Annotated in this window: 13 protein-coding genes; 11 read left to right on the top strand and 2 right to left on the bottom strand. The window is 62.5% G+C overall.

Annotated features, from left to right (window positions below):
- Positions 1-359 precede the first annotated feature (359 nt).
- The 11 genes from AC1Z3V_RS27795 (at position 360) to AC1Z3V_RS27745 (ending at position 13,125) form a co-directional block, all read left to right on the top strand.
- Complete coding sequence (locus AC1Z3V_RS27795) at positions 360-1,595, top strand: ABC transporter substrate-binding protein (protein ID WP_483502913.1); 1,236 nt, start codon at positions 360-362, stop codon at positions 1,593-1,595.
- Between the two features lie 190 nt (positions 1,596-1,785).
- Positions 1,786-2,694: a carbohydrate ABC transporter permease gene (locus AC1Z3V_RS27790; RefSeq protein WP_429815917.1), complete on the top strand. Its 909-nt coding sequence runs from the start codon at positions 1,786-1,788 to the stop codon at positions 2,692-2,694.
- Positions 2,695-2,713: 19 nt separating this feature from the next.
- Positions 2,714-3,637: a carbohydrate ABC transporter permease gene (locus AC1Z3V_RS27785; protein WP_429815966.1), complete on the top strand. Its 924-nt coding sequence runs from the start codon at positions 2,714-2,716 to the stop codon at positions 3,635-3,637.
- A gap of 4 nt (positions 3,638-3,641) precedes the next feature.
- On the top strand, positions 3,642-4,736 hold the full coding sequence (locus AC1Z3V_RS27780; protein ID WP_483502912.1) for an ABC transporter ATP-binding protein: 1,095 nt from the start codon (positions 3,642-3,644) through the stop codon (positions 4,734-4,736).
- Between the two features lie 148 nt (positions 4,737-4,884).
- Positions 4,885-7,359 (top strand): beta-mannosidase, encoded by a 2,475-nt coding sequence (locus AC1Z3V_RS27775; RefSeq protein WP_483502911.1) that lies wholly within the window; start codon positions 4,885-4,887, stop codon positions 7,357-7,359.
- A 5-nt stretch (positions 7,360-7,364) separates the two neighbouring features.
- The gene (locus AC1Z3V_RS27770; protein WP_483502910.1) at positions 7,365-8,054 is read left to right on the top strand and encodes a D-lyxose/D-mannose family sugar isomerase; all 690 of its coding nucleotides are present in this window, start codon (positions 7,365-7,367) and stop codon (positions 8,052-8,054) included.
- A gap of 26 nt (positions 8,055-8,080) precedes the next feature.
- Positions 8,081-8,842: a sugar phosphate isomerase/epimerase family protein gene (locus AC1Z3V_RS27765; protein WP_483502909.1), complete on the top strand. Its 762-nt coding sequence runs from the start codon at positions 8,081-8,083 to the stop codon at positions 8,840-8,842.
- A 15-nt stretch (positions 8,843-8,857) separates the two neighbouring features.
- Complete coding sequence (locus tag AC1Z3V_RS27760; RefSeq protein WP_483502908.1) at positions 8,858-10,036, top strand: Gfo/Idh/MocA family protein; 1,179 nt, start codon at positions 8,858-8,860, stop codon at positions 10,034-10,036.
- Between the two features lie 128 nt (positions 10,037-10,164).
- Positions 10,165-11,193 carry an L-glyceraldehyde 3-phosphate reductase gene (gene mgrA / locus AC1Z3V_RS27755; RefSeq protein ID WP_483502907.1) on the top strand — a complete coding sequence of 343 codons (1,029 nt, stop codon included), beginning with the start codon at positions 10,165-10,167 and terminating at the stop codon, positions 11,191-11,193.
- 275 nt (positions 11,194-11,468) lie between these two features.
- Positions 11,469-12,575 (top strand): TRAP transporter substrate-binding protein, encoded by a 1,107-nt coding sequence (locus tag AC1Z3V_RS27750; RefSeq protein ID WP_429815896.1) that lies wholly within the window; start codon positions 11,469-11,471, stop codon positions 12,573-12,575.
- 136 nt (positions 12,576-12,711) lie between these two features.
- Positions 12,712-13,125: a cupin domain-containing protein gene (locus AC1Z3V_RS27745; protein ID WP_483502906.1), complete on the top strand. Its 414-nt coding sequence runs from the start codon at positions 12,712-12,714 to the stop codon at positions 13,123-13,125.
- A 331-nt stretch (positions 13,126-13,456) separates the two neighbouring features.
- Here the strand turns inward: AC1Z3V_RS27745 and AC1Z3V_RS27740 are convergent, their stop codons facing one another.
- Entirely contained in the window at positions 13,457-15,277 is a 1,821-nt protein-coding gene (locus tag AC1Z3V_RS27740; protein WP_483502905.1) for a TRAP transporter large permease, read from the bottom strand.
- A complete protein-coding gene (locus AC1Z3V_RS27735; RefSeq protein WP_429815887.1) occupies positions 15,274-15,849 on the bottom strand; it encodes a TRAP transporter small permease subunit in 576 nt (191 codons plus the stop codon). Before AC1Z3V_RS27735 ends, AC1Z3V_RS27740 begins: the two co-directional genes overlap by 4 nt.
- Positions 15,850-15,905 lie beyond the last annotated feature (56 nt).

Raw genomic sequence — 15,905 nt, 5'->3', positions numbered from 1 at the left:
CTTCAAATCTGTAACGATACAGTTGCGATGTCGAGCATTTTTGTTGCTGCGCTGCGAAAGATGAAGCGGTCTGGTTGAATCTCGCTTTTGGCGGCATGCGTTTTGCCCAAGATGAGTGAAGATTGTCGACCTGGCCTATGGCGTGTCATTAAAATGTAGTTATATCAGTTATTTATGTTGATTGTACTTGTGCAATGAGGGGTTCGGAGCTGAGTGCAAAGCGCTTTGGACGCCCGATGTCACATGCACGCAATAGATGTTTTCCAAGATTCTGTTTAAATCGATTGTGGTGGGTGTTGCGTCCTGTAATCGATTGCATTAAGTTTTTTACGGTAACGTTACAGTGAGGGAGGAGACTCATGAATTTACGTTCTTTCGCCGTCGTGCTTTCGGCCGCCGTGGCCCTGCCGCTCAGCGCAGCCAATGCTGCCGATCTTGAAGTGACCCATTGGTGGACGTCCGGTGGTGAAGCTGCCGCGGTCGCGGAACTGGCCAAGGCCTTCGATGCGACGGGCAATCACTGGGTCGATGGCGCGATCGCCGGATCCGGCGGCACCGCCCGCCCGATCATGATCAGCCGCATCACCGGCGGCGACCCGATGGGCGCCACGCAGTTCAACCATGGCCGCCAGGCGGAAGAGTTGGTCCAGGCCGGCCTGATGCGGGACCTGACCGATGTCGCCACCCGCGAGAAGTGGAAGGACATCATCAAGCCGGCGAGCCTGCTCGATTCCTGCACGATCGACGGCAAGATCTATTGCGCGCCGGTCAACATCCATTCCTGGCAGTGGCTGTGGCTGTCGAATGCCGCCTTCAAGAAAGCCGGCGTCGACGTGCCGAAGAACTGGGATGAATTCGTGGCGGCAGCGCCGGCGCTGGAAAAGGCCGGCATCGTGCCGCTTGCCGTCGGCGGTCAGCCCTGGCAGGCAGCCGGCGCCTTCGACGTGCTGATGGTCGCAATCGCCGGCAAGGACACCTTCCAGAAGGTCTTCGGCGACAAGGACGAGGAAGTGGCGGCAGGCCCGGAAATCGCCAAGGTCTTCAAGGCTGCCGACGATGCCCGCCGCATGTCGAAGGGTACCAATGTCCAGGACTGGAACCAGGCTACCAACATGGTCATCACCGGCAAGGCCGGCGGCCAGATCATGGGCGACTGGGCGCAGGGTGAGTTTGCTCTGGCCGGCCAGAAGGCCGGAACGGATTACACCTGCCTGCCGGGCCTCGGCGTCAACGAGATCATCTCGACCGGCGGCGACGCCTTCTACTTCCCGCTCCTGAAGGACGAGGAGAAGTCCAAGGCGCAGGAAGTGCTCGCATCGACGCTGCTTGATCCGAAGACGCAGGTTGCCTTCAACCTCAAGAAGGGCTCGCTGCCGGTGCGCGGCGACGTCGATCTCGCCGCCGCCAACGACTGCATGAAGAAGGGCCTGGACATCCTTGCCAAGGGCAATGTGATCCAGGGCACCGACCAGCTGCTTTCGGCCGACAGCCAGAAGCAGAAGGAGGACCTGTTCTCCGAATTCTTCGCCAACCCGTCGATCACCCCGGAAGACGCGCAGAAGCGTTTCGCCGAGATCATCGCCGCGGCGGAGTAACCGCAACTGCCTTGGCCGGCCTCGTAGAGGAGGCCGGTCAAAGCCTCCCATCCGGCATGGCGTGAGCGTGCCGAGAGTCCGCGCGTGATGCGTTCGCGGCTCCATGGGAGTGGTTGTCGCCCTGATGAGGCAAGGCGCCTGAAAGCGCTGCCCATCGTCCGAAACCCATTGCAGTTCCGGAGGAACAAACATGGCAGGCTACAGTGAGGGTTCGGGCCGACCGAACCAGTGGCTGCGGAACCTGAATGCGAAGATTGCCTCCGTCCCGATGATCCTGACGGCCGTGGTCATTTTCCTCGGCGGCACGATCTGGACGGTCGTCTATTCCTTTACCAATTCCAAGCTCTTGCCGCGGCTCTCTTTCGTCGGCCTCGATCAGTACGAACGCCTCTGGGCGGCGCCGCGCTGGCTCGTCTCGGTCGAGAATCTGGCGATCTACGGCATCTTCTCTTTGATTTTCAGCCTGGTCATCGGCTTCGTGCTGGCGGCGCTGATGGATCAGAAGATCCGCTTCGAAAACACCTTCCGCACCATCATGCTCTACCCCTTCGCCCTGTCCTTCATCGTCACGGGTCTGGTCTGGCAATGGTTGCTCAATCCGGAGTTCGGCATCCAGTCGGTTGTGCGCTCGCTCGGCTGGGAGAGCTTCACCTTCGACCCGCTCTACAATTCCGACATCGTCATCTACGGCATCCTGATCGCCGCACTCTGGCAGGGCACAGGGCTCGTGATGTGCCTGATGCTCGCGGGCCTGCGCGGCATCGACGAGGATATCTGGAAGGCCGCGCGCGTTGACGGCATTCCCATGTGGAAGACCTATCTCTTCGTCGTCATCCCGATGATGCGCGGCGTCTTCATCACGACGCTGGTCATTATCGCCAGCGGTATCGTCAAGGTCTACGACCTGGTTGTGGCGCAGACGAGCGGCGGTCCGGGCATCGCCTCGGAAGTCCCGGCAAAGTATGTCTACGACTACATGTTCCAGGCGCAGAACCTCGGCCAGGGCTTCGCCGCCTCGACCATGATGCTCATCACCGTCGCCATCATCATCGTGCCTTGGGCCTATCTGGAATTCGGGGGAGGGCGCAAGCGTGTCTGATATCGTTGCTTTCAATTCGGTGGACGAAGAGGCCGTGGCCCAGGCGCAGACGGACCGCGTCGTGGCTGGCCCTCGCGGGCGGAAACCCCGCCGGGCGCTGTCCTCACGCAATATCGTGATCTACGGCACGCTGATCGTCGTGGCGCTCTATTACCTGCTGCCGCTTTACGTGATGGTCATGACCTCGCTGAAGGGCATGCCGGAAATCCGCCTCGGCAACATCTTCGCCCCGCCGGTCGAGATCACCTTCGAGCCCTGGGTCAAGGCCTGGGCGAGCGCCTGTACCGGGCTCAACTGCGACGGCCTTTCGCGCGGCTTCTGGAACTCGGTGCGCATCACCGTTCCCTCGACGATCGTCTCGATCGCGATCGCCTCGGTCAACGGTTATGCGCTCGCCAACTGGCGCTTCAAGGGCGCGGAACTGTTCTTCACGATCCTGATCGTCGGCGCCTTCATTCCCTATCAGGTGATGATCTACCCGATCGTCATCGTGCTTCGCGAAATGGGCATTTACGGCACGCTCACCGGCCTCATCATCGTGCACACCATCTTCGGCATGCCGATCCTGACGCTGCTCTTCCGCAACTATTTCGCCGGGCTGCCGGAGGAACTGTTCAAGGCGGCGCGCGTCGATGGCGCCGGCTTCTGGACGATCTACTTCAAGATCATGCTGCCGATGTCGCTGCCGATCTTCGTGGTGGCGATGATCCTGCAGGTTACCGGCATCTGGAACGACTTCCTCTTCGGCGTCGTGTTCACCCGGCCGGAATACTATCCGATGACCGTTCAGCTCAACAACATCGTCAACTCGGTCCAGGGCGTGAAGGAATACAACGTCAACATGGCGGCGACGATCCTGACCGGCGCCGTGCCGCTCGTCGTCTACTTCGTCTCGGGACGGCTTTTTGTCCGCGGCATCGCCGCCGGCGCAGTGAAAGGGTAACAACATGCAAAACGTCAGCGTATCGGTCAAAGACCTGTCGTTGAGCTTCGGTGCCGTCACTGTGCTCGACACGCTCAACCTCGATATCAAGGATGGCGAGTTCCTGGTGCTGCTCGGCTCGTCGGGCTGCGGCAAGTCCACCCTGCTCAACTGCATTGCCGGCCTGCTCGATGTCAGCGACGGCCAGATCTTCATCAAGAACAAGAACGTCACCTGGGAGGAGCCCAAGGACCGCGGCATCGGCATGGTGTTCCAGTCCTACGCGCTCTATCCGCAGATGTCGGTGGAGAAGAACCTCTCCTTCGGCCTGCAGGTTGCGAAGGTTCCGAAGGAGGAGATCGACAAGCGCGTGCGCCGCGCCGCCGAGATCCTGCAGATCCAGCCGCTCCTGAAGCGCAAGCCCTCGGAACTCTCCGGCGGCCAGCGCCAGCGCGTGGCGATCGGCCGGGCGCTGGTGCGCGATGTCGACGTGTTCCTGTTCGACGAGCCGCTCTCCAACCTTGATGCCAAGCTGCGCTCGGAGCTGCGCGTCGAGATCAAGCGGCTGCACCAGTCGCTGAAGAACACGATGATCTACGTCACCCACGACCAGATCGAGGCGCTGACGCTTGCCGACCGCATCGCCGTCATGAAGAGCGGTGTGATCCAGCAGCTCACCGATCCGATGACGATCTACAACGCGCCGGAAAACCTGTTCGTCGCCGGCTTCATCGGCTCGCCGTCGATGAACTTCTTCCGCGGCGAACTGCAGCTTCGCGACCAGCGCGCCTACGTCCACGTCAACGGCGTCGATTTCGACGTGTCCGCCTATCCGTCACGCGCGCCGTTCGTGCATGGGCAGAAGGTCGTTCTCGGCCTCAGGCCAGAACATGTGCGTGTCGACGAGGTGGCGGGCGGCGCAGCGGCCTCGCATCGTGCAGTCGTCGATATCGAGGAGCCGATGGGTGCCGACAACCTCTTGTGGCTGAAGCTCGCCGGGCAGTCGATGTCGGTGCGCATCGCCGGCCAGCGGCGCTATGCGCCGGGTACGGCCGTGACGCTTTCCTTCGACATGGGCGTCGCCTCGATCTTCGATGCGACGAGCGAGAACCGCATCTAGCTGCATGTCGCGCAAAAGTGTGAAGCGGTTTTGCGGAAACGAGATGCGCGGACGTAAAGAATAGGGGGTGGCGCCGGGCGGAACTGCTGCCCGGCCGATCCCGACAATGACTGTGCCGGCGTTGCCGGTCGACCCGTGGAATACGATAATGCTTTCTCAGGACTACACCCGAAACGCCATCCGTCTCGATCTCGCAGGCGATTGGCAGCTCTCTTCCGTCGACCACAGCCACACGCTGACGATGGCGTTGCCGGGCGACGTGCACTCGGCCTTGCTGAAGGCTGGCGCGATCGACGACCCCTATGTCGGCCGCAACGAGAACGACGTGCAGTGGGTGGCGCACAAGGACTGGGTGATCGAACGCACGGTTATGGTCGCAGCCGATGACCTCTCGGGCTACTGGTATCTCGACCTCGAATACCTCGATACGGTTGCCTCGGTCTTCGTCAACGACCGGCTGGTGCTCGAGGCGGACAATTGCTTCCGCCGCTATCGGCCGGACGTCTCAAAGGCGCTCGTCGCCGGTGAGAACCGCATCCGCATCGCGCTACGATCCTCGATATCAGAAGGCGCGCGGCGTCAGGCAGCGCAGCCCTTTTACGTGCCCTATCATCCCGGCAATTCGCCGATCGCCAACGGCAACATGCTGAGGAAGCCGCAGTGCCATTTCGGCTGGGACTGGAACCTCGCGATCGCGCCGCTCGGCGTCTATGGGGAAATCGCCCTTTGCCGGCTGGAGATCGCCCGCATCGAGCATGTCACGACGAAGCAGGTCTGGCTGGAGGATGGTGTCGTCGACCTTGTGGTGACGGTGACGCTCTTTGCCGATGCGGCCGGCATCGTGCCCATACATTTCTCGCTCGACGATGATCGCGAGCGGCTGGACTGCGCCGTCGGCAAAGGGGAGACGCGCATCACCCATGTCTTCACCGTCGCCAAGCCGAAGCGCTGGTGGCCGGCGGGCAGCGGCGAGCAGCACCTGTCCGTTCTGAACGTCGAAGTGCCGCAGGAGCAGGTGACCCGCCAGATCGGCTTCCGCACCATCGAACTGCTGACCGACAAGGACGAGGCCGGCAGCCGCTTTGCCTTCCGCGTCAACGGGCGCGAGATCTTCTGCAAGGGCGCCAACTGGATCCCGGCCGATGCGCTGGCGTCACGGGTGACGCGCGAAGGCGTCGAGGACCTTTTGACCTCGGCCGTCGACGCCAACATGAACATGATCCGCATCTGGGGCGGCGGCTTCTATGAGCCGGACTGGTTCTACGATCTCTGCGACCGGCTCGGTCTCATGGTCTGGCAAGACTTCATGTTCGCCTGCAACCTCTATCCGTCGACCCCGGATTTCCTGGAGAATGTCGCGGCCGAAGTGGACTATCAGGCCAAACGCCTGTCGACCCATCCGTCGATCGCGGTCTGGTGCGGCGATAACGAACTCGTCGGCGCGCTCACCTGGTTCGACGAGCCGCGCAAGGATCGCGACCGCTATCTCGTCTCCTATGATCGGCTGAACCGCACGATCGAGGTGGCGCTGAAAACCGCACTTCCCGAAGCGATCTGGTGGCCGTCGAGCCCGGCGTCCGGCTATCTCGACTTCGGCGATGCCTGGCATGCCGATGGCTCCGGCGACATGCACTACTGGTCGGTCTGGCACGAGAACAAGTCCTTCGACAATTATCGCAGCGTGCGCCCGCGCTTCTGCTCGGAGTTCGGTTTCCAGTCCTATACGTCGATGCCGGTGATCCGGCAGTTTGCGGCGGAAAAGGACCTCAACATCGCGTCGCCTGTCATCGAGAGCCACCAGAAGAACGTCGGCGGCAACGAGCGCATCGCCGGCACGATGTTCCGCTACTTCCGCTTCCCCAAGGATTTCCCTGCCTTCGTCTATCTCAGCCAGATCCAGCAGGGGCTGGCGATCCGCACCGCCGTCGACTATTGGCGCTCGCTGAAGCCCCACTGCATGGGCACGCTCTACTGGCAGCTCAACGACACCTGGCCGGTCGCGTCCTGGTCGAGCCTGGATTATGGCGGCAGCTGGAAGGCGATGCACTACATGGTCCGGCGCTTCTTCCAGCCGGTATCGGTTGCGGCGATCCCGTCAACCGACGGCAAGGAAATCGCCTTCTCGATGGTCAACGACACGGCCGGGCCGGTAACGGTCGAGCTGCAGACCTTCCTCGTTTCGCTCGACGGCAAGCGCACGCCGCTGACGGCAGCCGCCGGCACCTGCAGCCCGGATCGCGCAGCAACGCTGGTGACGATCGCTGCTTCCGATATTCCCGCCAACAGCCTGCTGTTCTGGTCCTTCGAAGCGTCGAACGGGATGCGCGGCGAGGGGCATCACGTCAACGGCACCTACAAGGCGCTCGATCTTCAGCCATCCGGCCTCACGCTCGATGTCGCACGATCAGGCGAGGGCGCTTTCGACGTCACCGTCAAGGCGAGTGGGCTGGCGCTGCATGTGATGATCGAGGCCGACGTCGCCGGCCGCTACTCCGACAATGCCTTCGACCTTTCCGCCGGCGAGGCGAAGGTCATCCGCTTCACGCCGAAGGTGCCGCTTGGCGCAGGTGATCTCCCACGCTTTGCCGCCTTCGATCTCGAATCCTGCCAGGGAAAGGGTTGACCGCCATGAAACGCAGCCACGTTAACGATATCATCGCCAAAAGCGATGCCTTCATGAAGAGCTTCGGCTTCACGCTGCCGCCCTTTGCCTATTGGTCGCCGGAGGAATTGAAGGCGCGTGTCGCCTCCGACAGCCCGACGATCTTCGATGCCCGCCTCGGCTGGGATATCACCGACTACGGCAAGGGACGCTTCGACGAATTTGGCCTCGTGCTCTTCACGCTCCGCAACGGCGATGCCTCCAACCTCAGGACGGGGCAAGGCATGGTCTATGCCGAGAAGCTGATGATCACAGCCAAGGGCCAGGTCAATCCGCTGCACCGCCACGCGGTGAAGACCGAGGACATCATCAATCGCGGCGGCGGCGCGCTGGTGCTGCAGATGTACAATTCCAGGCCCGACGGTTCCGTCGACGAGGAAAGCGATGTCGTCGTTGCCACCGATGCGCGGCTGCGCACCCTCAAAGCCGGTGATTTGCTGAAGCTGAAGGCTGGCGAAAGCGTCACGCTTTTGCCCGGCAACTGGCACGCCTTCTGGGCCGAAGGCGCCGACGTGCTGATGGGCGAGGTTTCGACCGTCAACGACGATCTCACCGACAATTATTTCCGCGAACCCGTCGGCCGCTTCTCGGCGATCGAGGAGGACACGGCACCCACCCACCTGCTGGTGTCGGATTACGACACCTGGCTCAAGTGATCCCAAGACCAAACGAGGAGGATTTCATGAAGGACGTCAGTTTCCAGCTCTACAGCGCCCGCAATTTCCCGCCTTTCGCCAATGTGCTCACGGCGCTCGGTGAGGCCGGCTACAGCCAGGTCGAAGGTTATGGCGCGCTCTATGCGGCGCTCAGCGACGCGGAGATCGCGAGTTTCAAGGAAGGGCTCGACAGCAACGGCCTGGCCATGCCGACCGCCCACTTTGGTCTCGACATGCTGGAGAGCGATCCGGCCCGCGTGCTCGAGATCGCCAGGGCGCTCGGCATCAAGGCGATCTATTGCCCCTACCTGATGCCCGACCAGCGCCCGACGGATGCCGCCGGCTGGCGCGCCTTCGGCGAGCGACTGCAGAAAGCCGGCAAGCCCTATCGCGACGCCGGGCTGATCTTCGGCTGGCACAACCACGACTTCGAATTCGCAGCGCTTCCCGACGGCAGCATCCCGCAAGATCTGATCTTTGCGGGCGGACCGGATCTTTCCTGGGAGGCCGACATCGCCTGGATCATCCGCGGCGGTGCCGACCCGATCGCCTGGATCAAGAAATATGGCGACCGCATCACCGCTGTGCACGTGAAGGACATCGCGCCGGCGGGCGAGAAGAAGGACGAGGATGGCTGGGCCGATGTCGGCGAGGGCACCGTCGACTGGAAGGGCCTGTTCCAGGCGCTTGCCTCCACCAAGGCCCGTTACTTCATCGCGGAGCACGACAATCCGAGCGATTTCAAGCGCTTCGCCAAGCGCTCGCTCGCCTCCATCCAATCCTATTGAGAAGCAGGTTCATCCATGACCAAGGAACTTGGCGTCGGCATCATCGGATGCGGCAACATCTCCACCACTTATTTCCGGCTCGCACCGCTCTTTAAGGGCATCAAGGTTATCGCTTGCGCCGACATCAATCCGGCGGCGGCCGAGGCGCGGGCGGCTGAATACGGCGTCGAGGCGCAGAGCATCGAGGCGCTGCTGGCCAATCCGGATGTCGATATCGTCGTCAACCTGACGATCCCCGACGCGCATTTTCCGGTATCGAAGGCGATCCTCGAAGCCGGCAAGCACGTCTACTCCGAAAAGCCGCTGGTGCTTTCGCTGGAACAGGGCGAAGAACTGCGGACGATCGCCAAGGCGAAGGGCCTGACGGTCGGCTGCGCGCCGGATACCTTCCTCGGCGGCGCACACCAGCTTGCCCGCAGCACCATCGACGCCGGCAAGATCGGCCGGGTGACCTCGGGCACCTGCCACGTCATGAGCCCGGGCATGGAGATGTGGCATCCGAACCCGGACTTCTTCTTCCTGCCGGGCGGCGGACCGATCCTCGATCTCGGGCCCTATTACATCGCCAACCTGATCAACCTGATCGGGCCGGTGAAGCGCGTCGCCGCCCTTTCCTCGATGGCCAATCCGACCCGTACGATCACCAGCGAGCCGCGCAAGGGCGAGGTGATCCCGGTCAAGACCCCGACCAACATCCATGCGCTGCTGGAATTTGAGAACGGCGCGACGATCACGCTGTCGGCAAGCTGGGATGTCTGGTCGCACCGCCATGCCAACATGGAGCTCTACGGCACCGAGGGTTCGCTCTACGTGCCCGATCCGAACTTCTTCGGCGGCAAGGTGGAAGCAAGCGGCCGCGACAAGAATATCCAGCCGCTGGAACCCTGGGATCACCCCTTCGGCATCGAGAACCAGGAGCACCCGCAGGGACCGATGGCGAACTACCGCACCGCCGGCCTTGCCGACATGGCGCTGGCGATCCTCGAAGGCCGCGATGCCCGTTGCTCGCTCGACCGCGCGCTGCACGGCGTCGACGTGATGGTGTCGATCCTGAAGTCGGGCGAGGAGGGCCGCTTCATCGAGCTTTCCACCACCTGCACCCAGCCGGCCGCTCTCGGCATCGAGGAGGCGAGGGCGCTGTTGCGCGAGACGGAGGAAGAAATATCGGGAAATCGCGTCGCTGCCGCTTCATAGCGACGGCGGACAGGTTTAGACCTTTGTGAACTGAGGTTTCCGTTGCGGCCAACCGCTACGGAAACCGTTTCATTTTCGAGGGTGGCGGATAGGGCCGCCACCTGTACCCGATCGCGGAGGATTGTGCGATGACCTGGCTACCGGCGGAAAACCGCTACGACACCATGAAATATAACCGCGTCGGGCGCTCCGGCCTGAAGCTGCCGGCGATCTCGCTGGGGCTTTGGCACAATTTCGGCGGCGACACGCCGCATGACCGCAAGGTCGACATGTGCCGCACCGCCTTCGATCTCGGCATCACCCATTTCGATCTCGCCAACAATTACGGCCCGCCTCCGGGCTCGGCCGAGACCGCCTTCGGCGAGATCATGCGCACGGACTTTGCTGGCCTGCGCGACGAGCTGATCATCTCCTCCAAGGCCGGCTACGACATGTGGCCCGGCCCTTACGGCGAATGGGGCAGCCGCAAATACATGATCGCTTCCTGCGATCAGAGCCTGAAGCGCATGGGCCTCGACTATGTCGACATCTTCTATTCGCACCGCTTCGATCCGGATACGCCGCTCGAAGAGACCTGCGGCGCGCTCGACCATATCGTGCGCTCGGGCCGGGCGCTCTATGTCGGCATCTCCTCCTACAATTCGCAGCGCACCCGTGAAGCGGCGGCGATCCTTAGGGATCTCGGCACGCCGTGCCTCATCCACCAGCCGAGCTATTCCATGCTCAACCGCTGGATCGAGGATGACGGCCTGATCCATACGCTCGAAGATCTCGGCATCGGCTCGATCGTCTTCTCGCCGCTCGCGCAAGGGATGCTGACGACCAAGTACCTCCAGGGCATTCCGGCCGACAGCCGTGCGGCGCAGAACCACTTCCTCAAGAAGGACTTCATCCGGCCGGAGATCATCGACAACATCCGCAAGCTGAACGGCATTGCCGAAAAGCGCGGCCAGACATTGGCGCAGATGGCGCTCGCCTGGGTCTTGCGCGGCGGCCGCATCACCTCGGCGCTGATCGGCGCCAGCCGCTCCGAGCAGATCGTCGATTGCGTCAAGGCGCTGGAGAACGACACGTTCACGGCAGACGAACTGGCCGAGATCGATCTCTATGCGCGTGAGGCGGACATCAACCTCTGGGCCAAGTCAGCGGAGCTCTAAGCTCTGCTGAAAACATTGATTTGCCTGCATTTTAGGCAAAATCCCGGGCTTTCCGGCGCATTAGACAAAAGTCGAATAGGTGCCGGAAAGCGGCTTCTGGACATGCCTTGGTGTTTCTGTAAGGTGCGGGCATGCCCGTCGATAGCGGCGCCGATTTGCGTCGTTTTGGCAGGTTAACGAGGAGGAGCCACCTTCGTCCGGGAAGGGGCAGGGTGGATTGATGGGTGGTAGCGCTGATCGCGGCCGCCCTTTTGGCGAGAACTAGGGGAGGAACCATGGATCGCCGTTCATTTATCAAAAACGCGAGTCTCGGTGGGCTTGGTGCGGTCGCCGCCACGGCACTCGCATCGCCGGCCATCGCGCAATCAAACCCGAAGATCAACTGGCGCCTGGCATCGTCGTTCCCGAAGTCGCTCGACACGATCTACGGTGGCGGCGAAGTGCTGTCGAAGTACGTGTCGGAAGCAACCGACGGCGCCTTCCAGATCCAGGTCTTTGCTGCCGGCGAAATCGTTCCCGGTCTGCAGGCCGCTGACGCGGCTGCTGCAGGTACCGTCGAAGCCTGCCACACGGTCGCCTACTATTACTGGGGCAAGGATCCGACCTGGGCGCTGGGTGCCGCCGTTCCCTTCGCGCTCAATGCGCGCGGCATGAACGCCTGGCACTACCATGGCGGCGGCATCGACCTCTTCAACGAATTCCTCGGCACGCAGGGGCTCGTCGGCTTCCCCAACGGCAACACCGGCGTGCAGATGGGTGGCTGGTTCCGCAAGGAGATCAAGACGGTCGCCGACATGCAGGGCCTGAAGATGCGCATCGGGGGCTTCGCCGGCAAGGTCGTCGAAAAGCTCGGCGTCGTGCCGCAGCAGATCGCCGGCGGCGACATCTATCCGGCGCTCGAAAAGGGCACCATCGATGCCGCCGAATGGGTCGGCCCCTATGACGACGAGAAGCTCGGCTTCTACAAGGTCGCGCCCTATTACTACTACCCCGGCTGGTGGGAAGGTGGCCCGACGGTCCACGCCATGTTCAACAAGGCGGCCTTCGAGGGCCTGCCGAAGAACTACCAGTCGCTGCTGCGCACCGCCTGCCAGGCGACCGACGCGAACATGCTGCAGAAGTACGATTACCTGAACCCCTCGGCAATCAAGCGCCTGGTGGCTTCCGGTGCCAAGCTCAGCCCGTTCAGCGCCGAGATCCTTTCGGCCTGCTTCGACAAGGCGAACGAAGTCTATGCCGAAATGGAAGACTCGAACCCGACCTTCAAGAAGATCTGGGACTCGATCAAGGCCTTCCGTGGCGAATACTACCTCAACGCCCAGATCGCCGAATACAACTACGACACCTTCATGATGATCCAGCAGCGCGGCGGCAAGCTCTAAGCTTCCGCTCATTGCAGACAGGTCAGGAGCCGCTCGCAACATCCGTTGCGGGCGGCTTTTTCGTTTGGCGGGATCAACCGGCGAAGATCGCGATTTCGTGGTAGGGTTGCGGCCTCAACGGAGCGGAGGAGCAGCCATGCCAAGTGAAGGCCAATCGCTGGTGCTCGGACCCGACGCGGGCCGGCGGTACGACATGGGCGCCATACAGGCGGTCTTCAAAGCCGATGGGCCGGAGACCGAGGGACGCTTTTCGATCTCGGAATGGTGGCTCGAGGCCCGGCACGAGGGGCCGGGCGCCCACAAGCACGACGACAATGACGAGATCTTCTACGTGATCGAGGGAACCGCCAGCATCCTCGTCGGCGAGACCTGGCACCAGATGGCCAAGGGCTCGCTCTGTGTCATCCCGCGCGGGACGATGCATGATTTTCGCAACGAGAGCGCCTCGCGCATGGGCCTGCTCAACGTCTTCGTCGGTGGGCCGTTCGAGGAGATGATGCCCATGATCGTCGATTGGTATCGGGAAAACCCGGCCAAGCGGCTCGACTGAGCGGAATATCTATCCGGAGGAACCTGTCAGCAAATGAAGACGGCGGCTTTCTGGCAAGCGGGCATCCCCTTCTCCTTCATCCTCGCCCTTATGGTGGGATCCAGCGGTCGGGTCAAAAGGCTCTAGTCAGCCCAAGAACTTGGGCTGACTAGATTCCCGTGACAGGCACAGGAATCTTGGATAGCGCCCGGGCTTGCCCCCGCAAGCTGCGATGATCAGATATGCCTTTCCCGGCAGCCTGACGGCGGCGCCGCAAGGGGCCATCTCCGGGGGGACCGCAAGCTGAGAGGGCGGCCCGTGGGGCCGCCCTCTATTTGCGTGCCTGTCCGCTCTACTTGAACGATGGCGGCTGGCTGAGGTCGTTTGAAGGTGCCGTTTGCGGCTGGGCACCCGTGCCGCCAAACGAAGGCGGCTGGCTGAGGTCGTTCGACGGAGCCGTCTGCGGCTGGGTGCCGCCACCCTGGTTGGCCGGCTTCTGGTCGAGCGGGCTGCCGCCCGGAAGCTGCAGGCCGCCGGGCAGGCCGAGGCCGCCGCCGGGGGCAAAGCCCGGCACCTCGATCTTGATGGTGTTCGGATCGACGCCAGCGCCGGTTCCCTTGTAGTGCATGACCATCTGCGGGAACATGATCGTCAGCGCCACCATCAGGATCTGGATGCCGACGAAGGGCACGGCACCCCAGTAGATCTGCCCGGTGGTGACCGGCTGTATCGTCTTGCCGGTGATCTTGTCGAGATAGGGTACCTTTGCCGCGACCGAGCGCAGGTAGAACAGCGCGAAGCCGAAGGGCGGGTGCATGAAGCTCGTCTGCATGTTGATGCCGAGCAGCACGCCGAACCAGATGAGGTCGATGCCGAGCTTGTCGGCGGCGGGCGCCAAGAGCGGCACGATGATGAAGGCAAGCTCGAAGAAATCCAGGAAGAAGGCCAGGAAGAAGACGAGCATGTTGACGGCAATGAGGAAGCCGACTTCGCCGCCCGGCATCGCCGTCAGCAGGTGTTCGACCCAGATGTGGCCGTTGACCCCGTAGAAGGTGAGCGAGAAGACGCGCGCCCCGATCAGGATGAACAGCACGAAGGCCGATAGCCGGGTGGTGGCCGTGAGCGCGCCGCGCACGACGTCCATGTGCAGCCGGCCCTTGGCCGCAGCCATGATCAGCGCGCCGACCGCGCCCATGGCGCCGCCTTCCGTCGGCGTCGCAATGCCGAGGAAGATGGTGCCGAGAACGAGGAAGATCAGCGCCAGCGGCGGAATCAGCACGATGATGACCTGCTGGGCGAGCCGCGACATCGCATTGATCTTCAGATTCTTGTCGGCAAGGGCAACGACATAGATGAAGGCGACGCCAACCGTTGCACCGAGGATGTCGGCGTTCTCGCCCTGGGTCGGGGAGAGGTAGACGTGGGCGGCATAGGCGATGCCGGCTGCGACCGCAAGCGCGATCGCCAGCGAGGTGACGCCGGAACCCAGCGTGCGCGCTTCCAGCGGCAGCGCCGGCATGGAGTCACGCTTCAGGATCGTCATGATCAGGATGTAGATCATGTAAAGGCCGGTGAGCACCAGACCCGGGATCAGGGCGCCGGCATACATGTCGCCCACCGAGCGGCCGAGCTGGTCGGCAAGAACGATCAGGACGAGCGACGGCGGGATGATCTGGGCGAGCGTGCCCGAAGCGGCGATGACGCCCGAGGCGACCTTCCGGTCATAGCCGTAGCGCAGCATGATCGGCAGCGAGATCAGGCCCATGGCGATGACCGAGGCGGCAACGACGCCTGTCGTGGCGGCCAGCAGCGCGCCGACGAAGATCACCGCATAGGCAAGACCGCCGCGGATCGGGCCGAAGAGCTGGCCGATCGTGTCGAGCAGGTCTTCGGCCATGCCCGATTTCTCGAGCACGATCCCCATGAAGGTAAAGAAGGGGATGGCGAGCAACGTGTCGTTGGACATCACCCCCCAGAACCGGTCCGGCAGCGCGTTGAGCAGCGGCCAGGAAAGGTTGATCGAGTCGGACAGCGGCGCGAGCTCGACGCCGACGATGAAGAACAGCAGGCCGTTGGCGGCGAGCGAGAAGGCGACCGGGTATCCCAAAAGCAGGAACACGATCAGCGACGCGAACATGATCGGCGCCAGGTTTTCAGCGATGAATTCGATCATGGACGGGTCTCCGGAGACACGGCATCGTCAAGCGGCGCATGGGTCGGCACATAGGGTGTCGGGTCCTCCATGTTGCCGGTCATGATCGCGATCTTCTTGATGATCTCGGATACGCCCTGAAAGGCGAGCAACAGAAAGCCGACGAGCAGGATGGCCTTGGCCGGCCAGATGATCAGGCCGCCGGCCGAGGAGGAGACTTCACCCGAGACGTAGGACATCTTCACATAGGGGAAGAGGTAGTAGAGCACGAGCAGCACGAAGGGCATCAGGAACAACAGGTGTCCCAGCAAATCGATCCAGTGCTGCACGCGGCGCGAAAACTGGCCGTAGACCACGTCGATGCGGATATGCTCGTTCTGGCTCAGCGTGTAGGCGGCCGCGAACATGAAGGCGGCGCCGAACAGGTACCATTGCGCCTCGAGCCAGGCATTCGACGACATGTTGAAGATTTTTCGGATCACGGCATTGCCGGCGCTGACGAGCACCGCGGCCAGAATCAGCCATGAAACGCTCTTTCCGATGAATTCCGTAATCGTGTCTATTAATCGGCTGAAGCCGAGCAAAGCTCTCATCGATTTCCTCCCCGCGATGGCTTTTTATGGTTGTTGTGCCAAGCACAGCCAGAGTG

It is taken from the genome of Ensifer sp. 38_S197 (assembly GCF_056924495.1).
Note: the sequence above shows the minus strand (reverse complement) of the source record. Positions and strands in the feature narration are given on the sequence as shown.

Bases quoted from the DNA above. Each gene is read 5' to 3' on its own strand.
- AC1Z3V_RS27795 (WP_483502913.1), top strand. From the start codon at position 360: ATGAATTTACGTTCTTTCGCCGTCGTGCTTTCGGCCGCCGTGGCCCTG.
- AC1Z3V_RS27790 (WP_429815917.1), top strand. From the start codon at position 1,786: ATGGCAGGCTACAGTGAGGGTTCGGGCCGACCGAACCAGTGGCTGCGG.
- AC1Z3V_RS27780 (WP_483502912.1), top strand. From the start codon at position 3,642: ATGCAAAACGTCAGCGTATCGGTCAAAGACCTGTCGTTGAGCTTCGGT.
- AC1Z3V_RS27775 (WP_483502911.1), top strand. From the start codon at position 4,885: ATGCTTTCTCAGGACTACACCCGAAACGCCATCCGTCTCGATCTCGCA.
- AC1Z3V_RS27770 (WP_483502910.1), top strand. From the start codon at position 7,365: ATGAAACGCAGCCACGTTAACGATATCATCGCCAAAAGCGATGCCTTC.
- AC1Z3V_RS27765 (WP_483502909.1), top strand. From the start codon at position 8,081: ATGAAGGACGTCAGTTTCCAGCTCTACAGCGCCCGCAATTTCCCGCCT.
- AC1Z3V_RS27760 (WP_483502908.1), top strand. From the start codon at position 8,858: ATGACCAAGGAACTTGGCGTCGGCATCATCGGATGCGGCAACATCTCC.
- mgrA (WP_483502907.1), top strand. From the start codon at position 10,165: ATGACCTGGCTACCGGCGGAAAACCGCTACGACACCATGAAATATAAC.
- AC1Z3V_RS27750 (WP_429815896.1), top strand. From the start codon at position 11,469: ATGGATCGCCGTTCATTTATCAAAAACGCGAGTCTCGGTGGGCTTGGT.
- AC1Z3V_RS27745 (WP_483502906.1), top strand. From the start codon at position 12,712: ATGCCAAGTGAAGGCCAATCGCTGGTGCTCGGACCCGACGCGGGCCGG.
- AC1Z3V_RS27740 (WP_483502905.1), bottom strand. From the start codon at position 15,277: ATGATCGAATTCATCGCTGAAAACCTGGCGCCGATCATGTTCGCGTCG.
- AC1Z3V_RS27735 (WP_429815887.1), bottom strand. From the start codon at position 15,849: ATGAGAGCTTTGCTCGGCTTCAGCCGATTAATAGACACGATTACGGAA.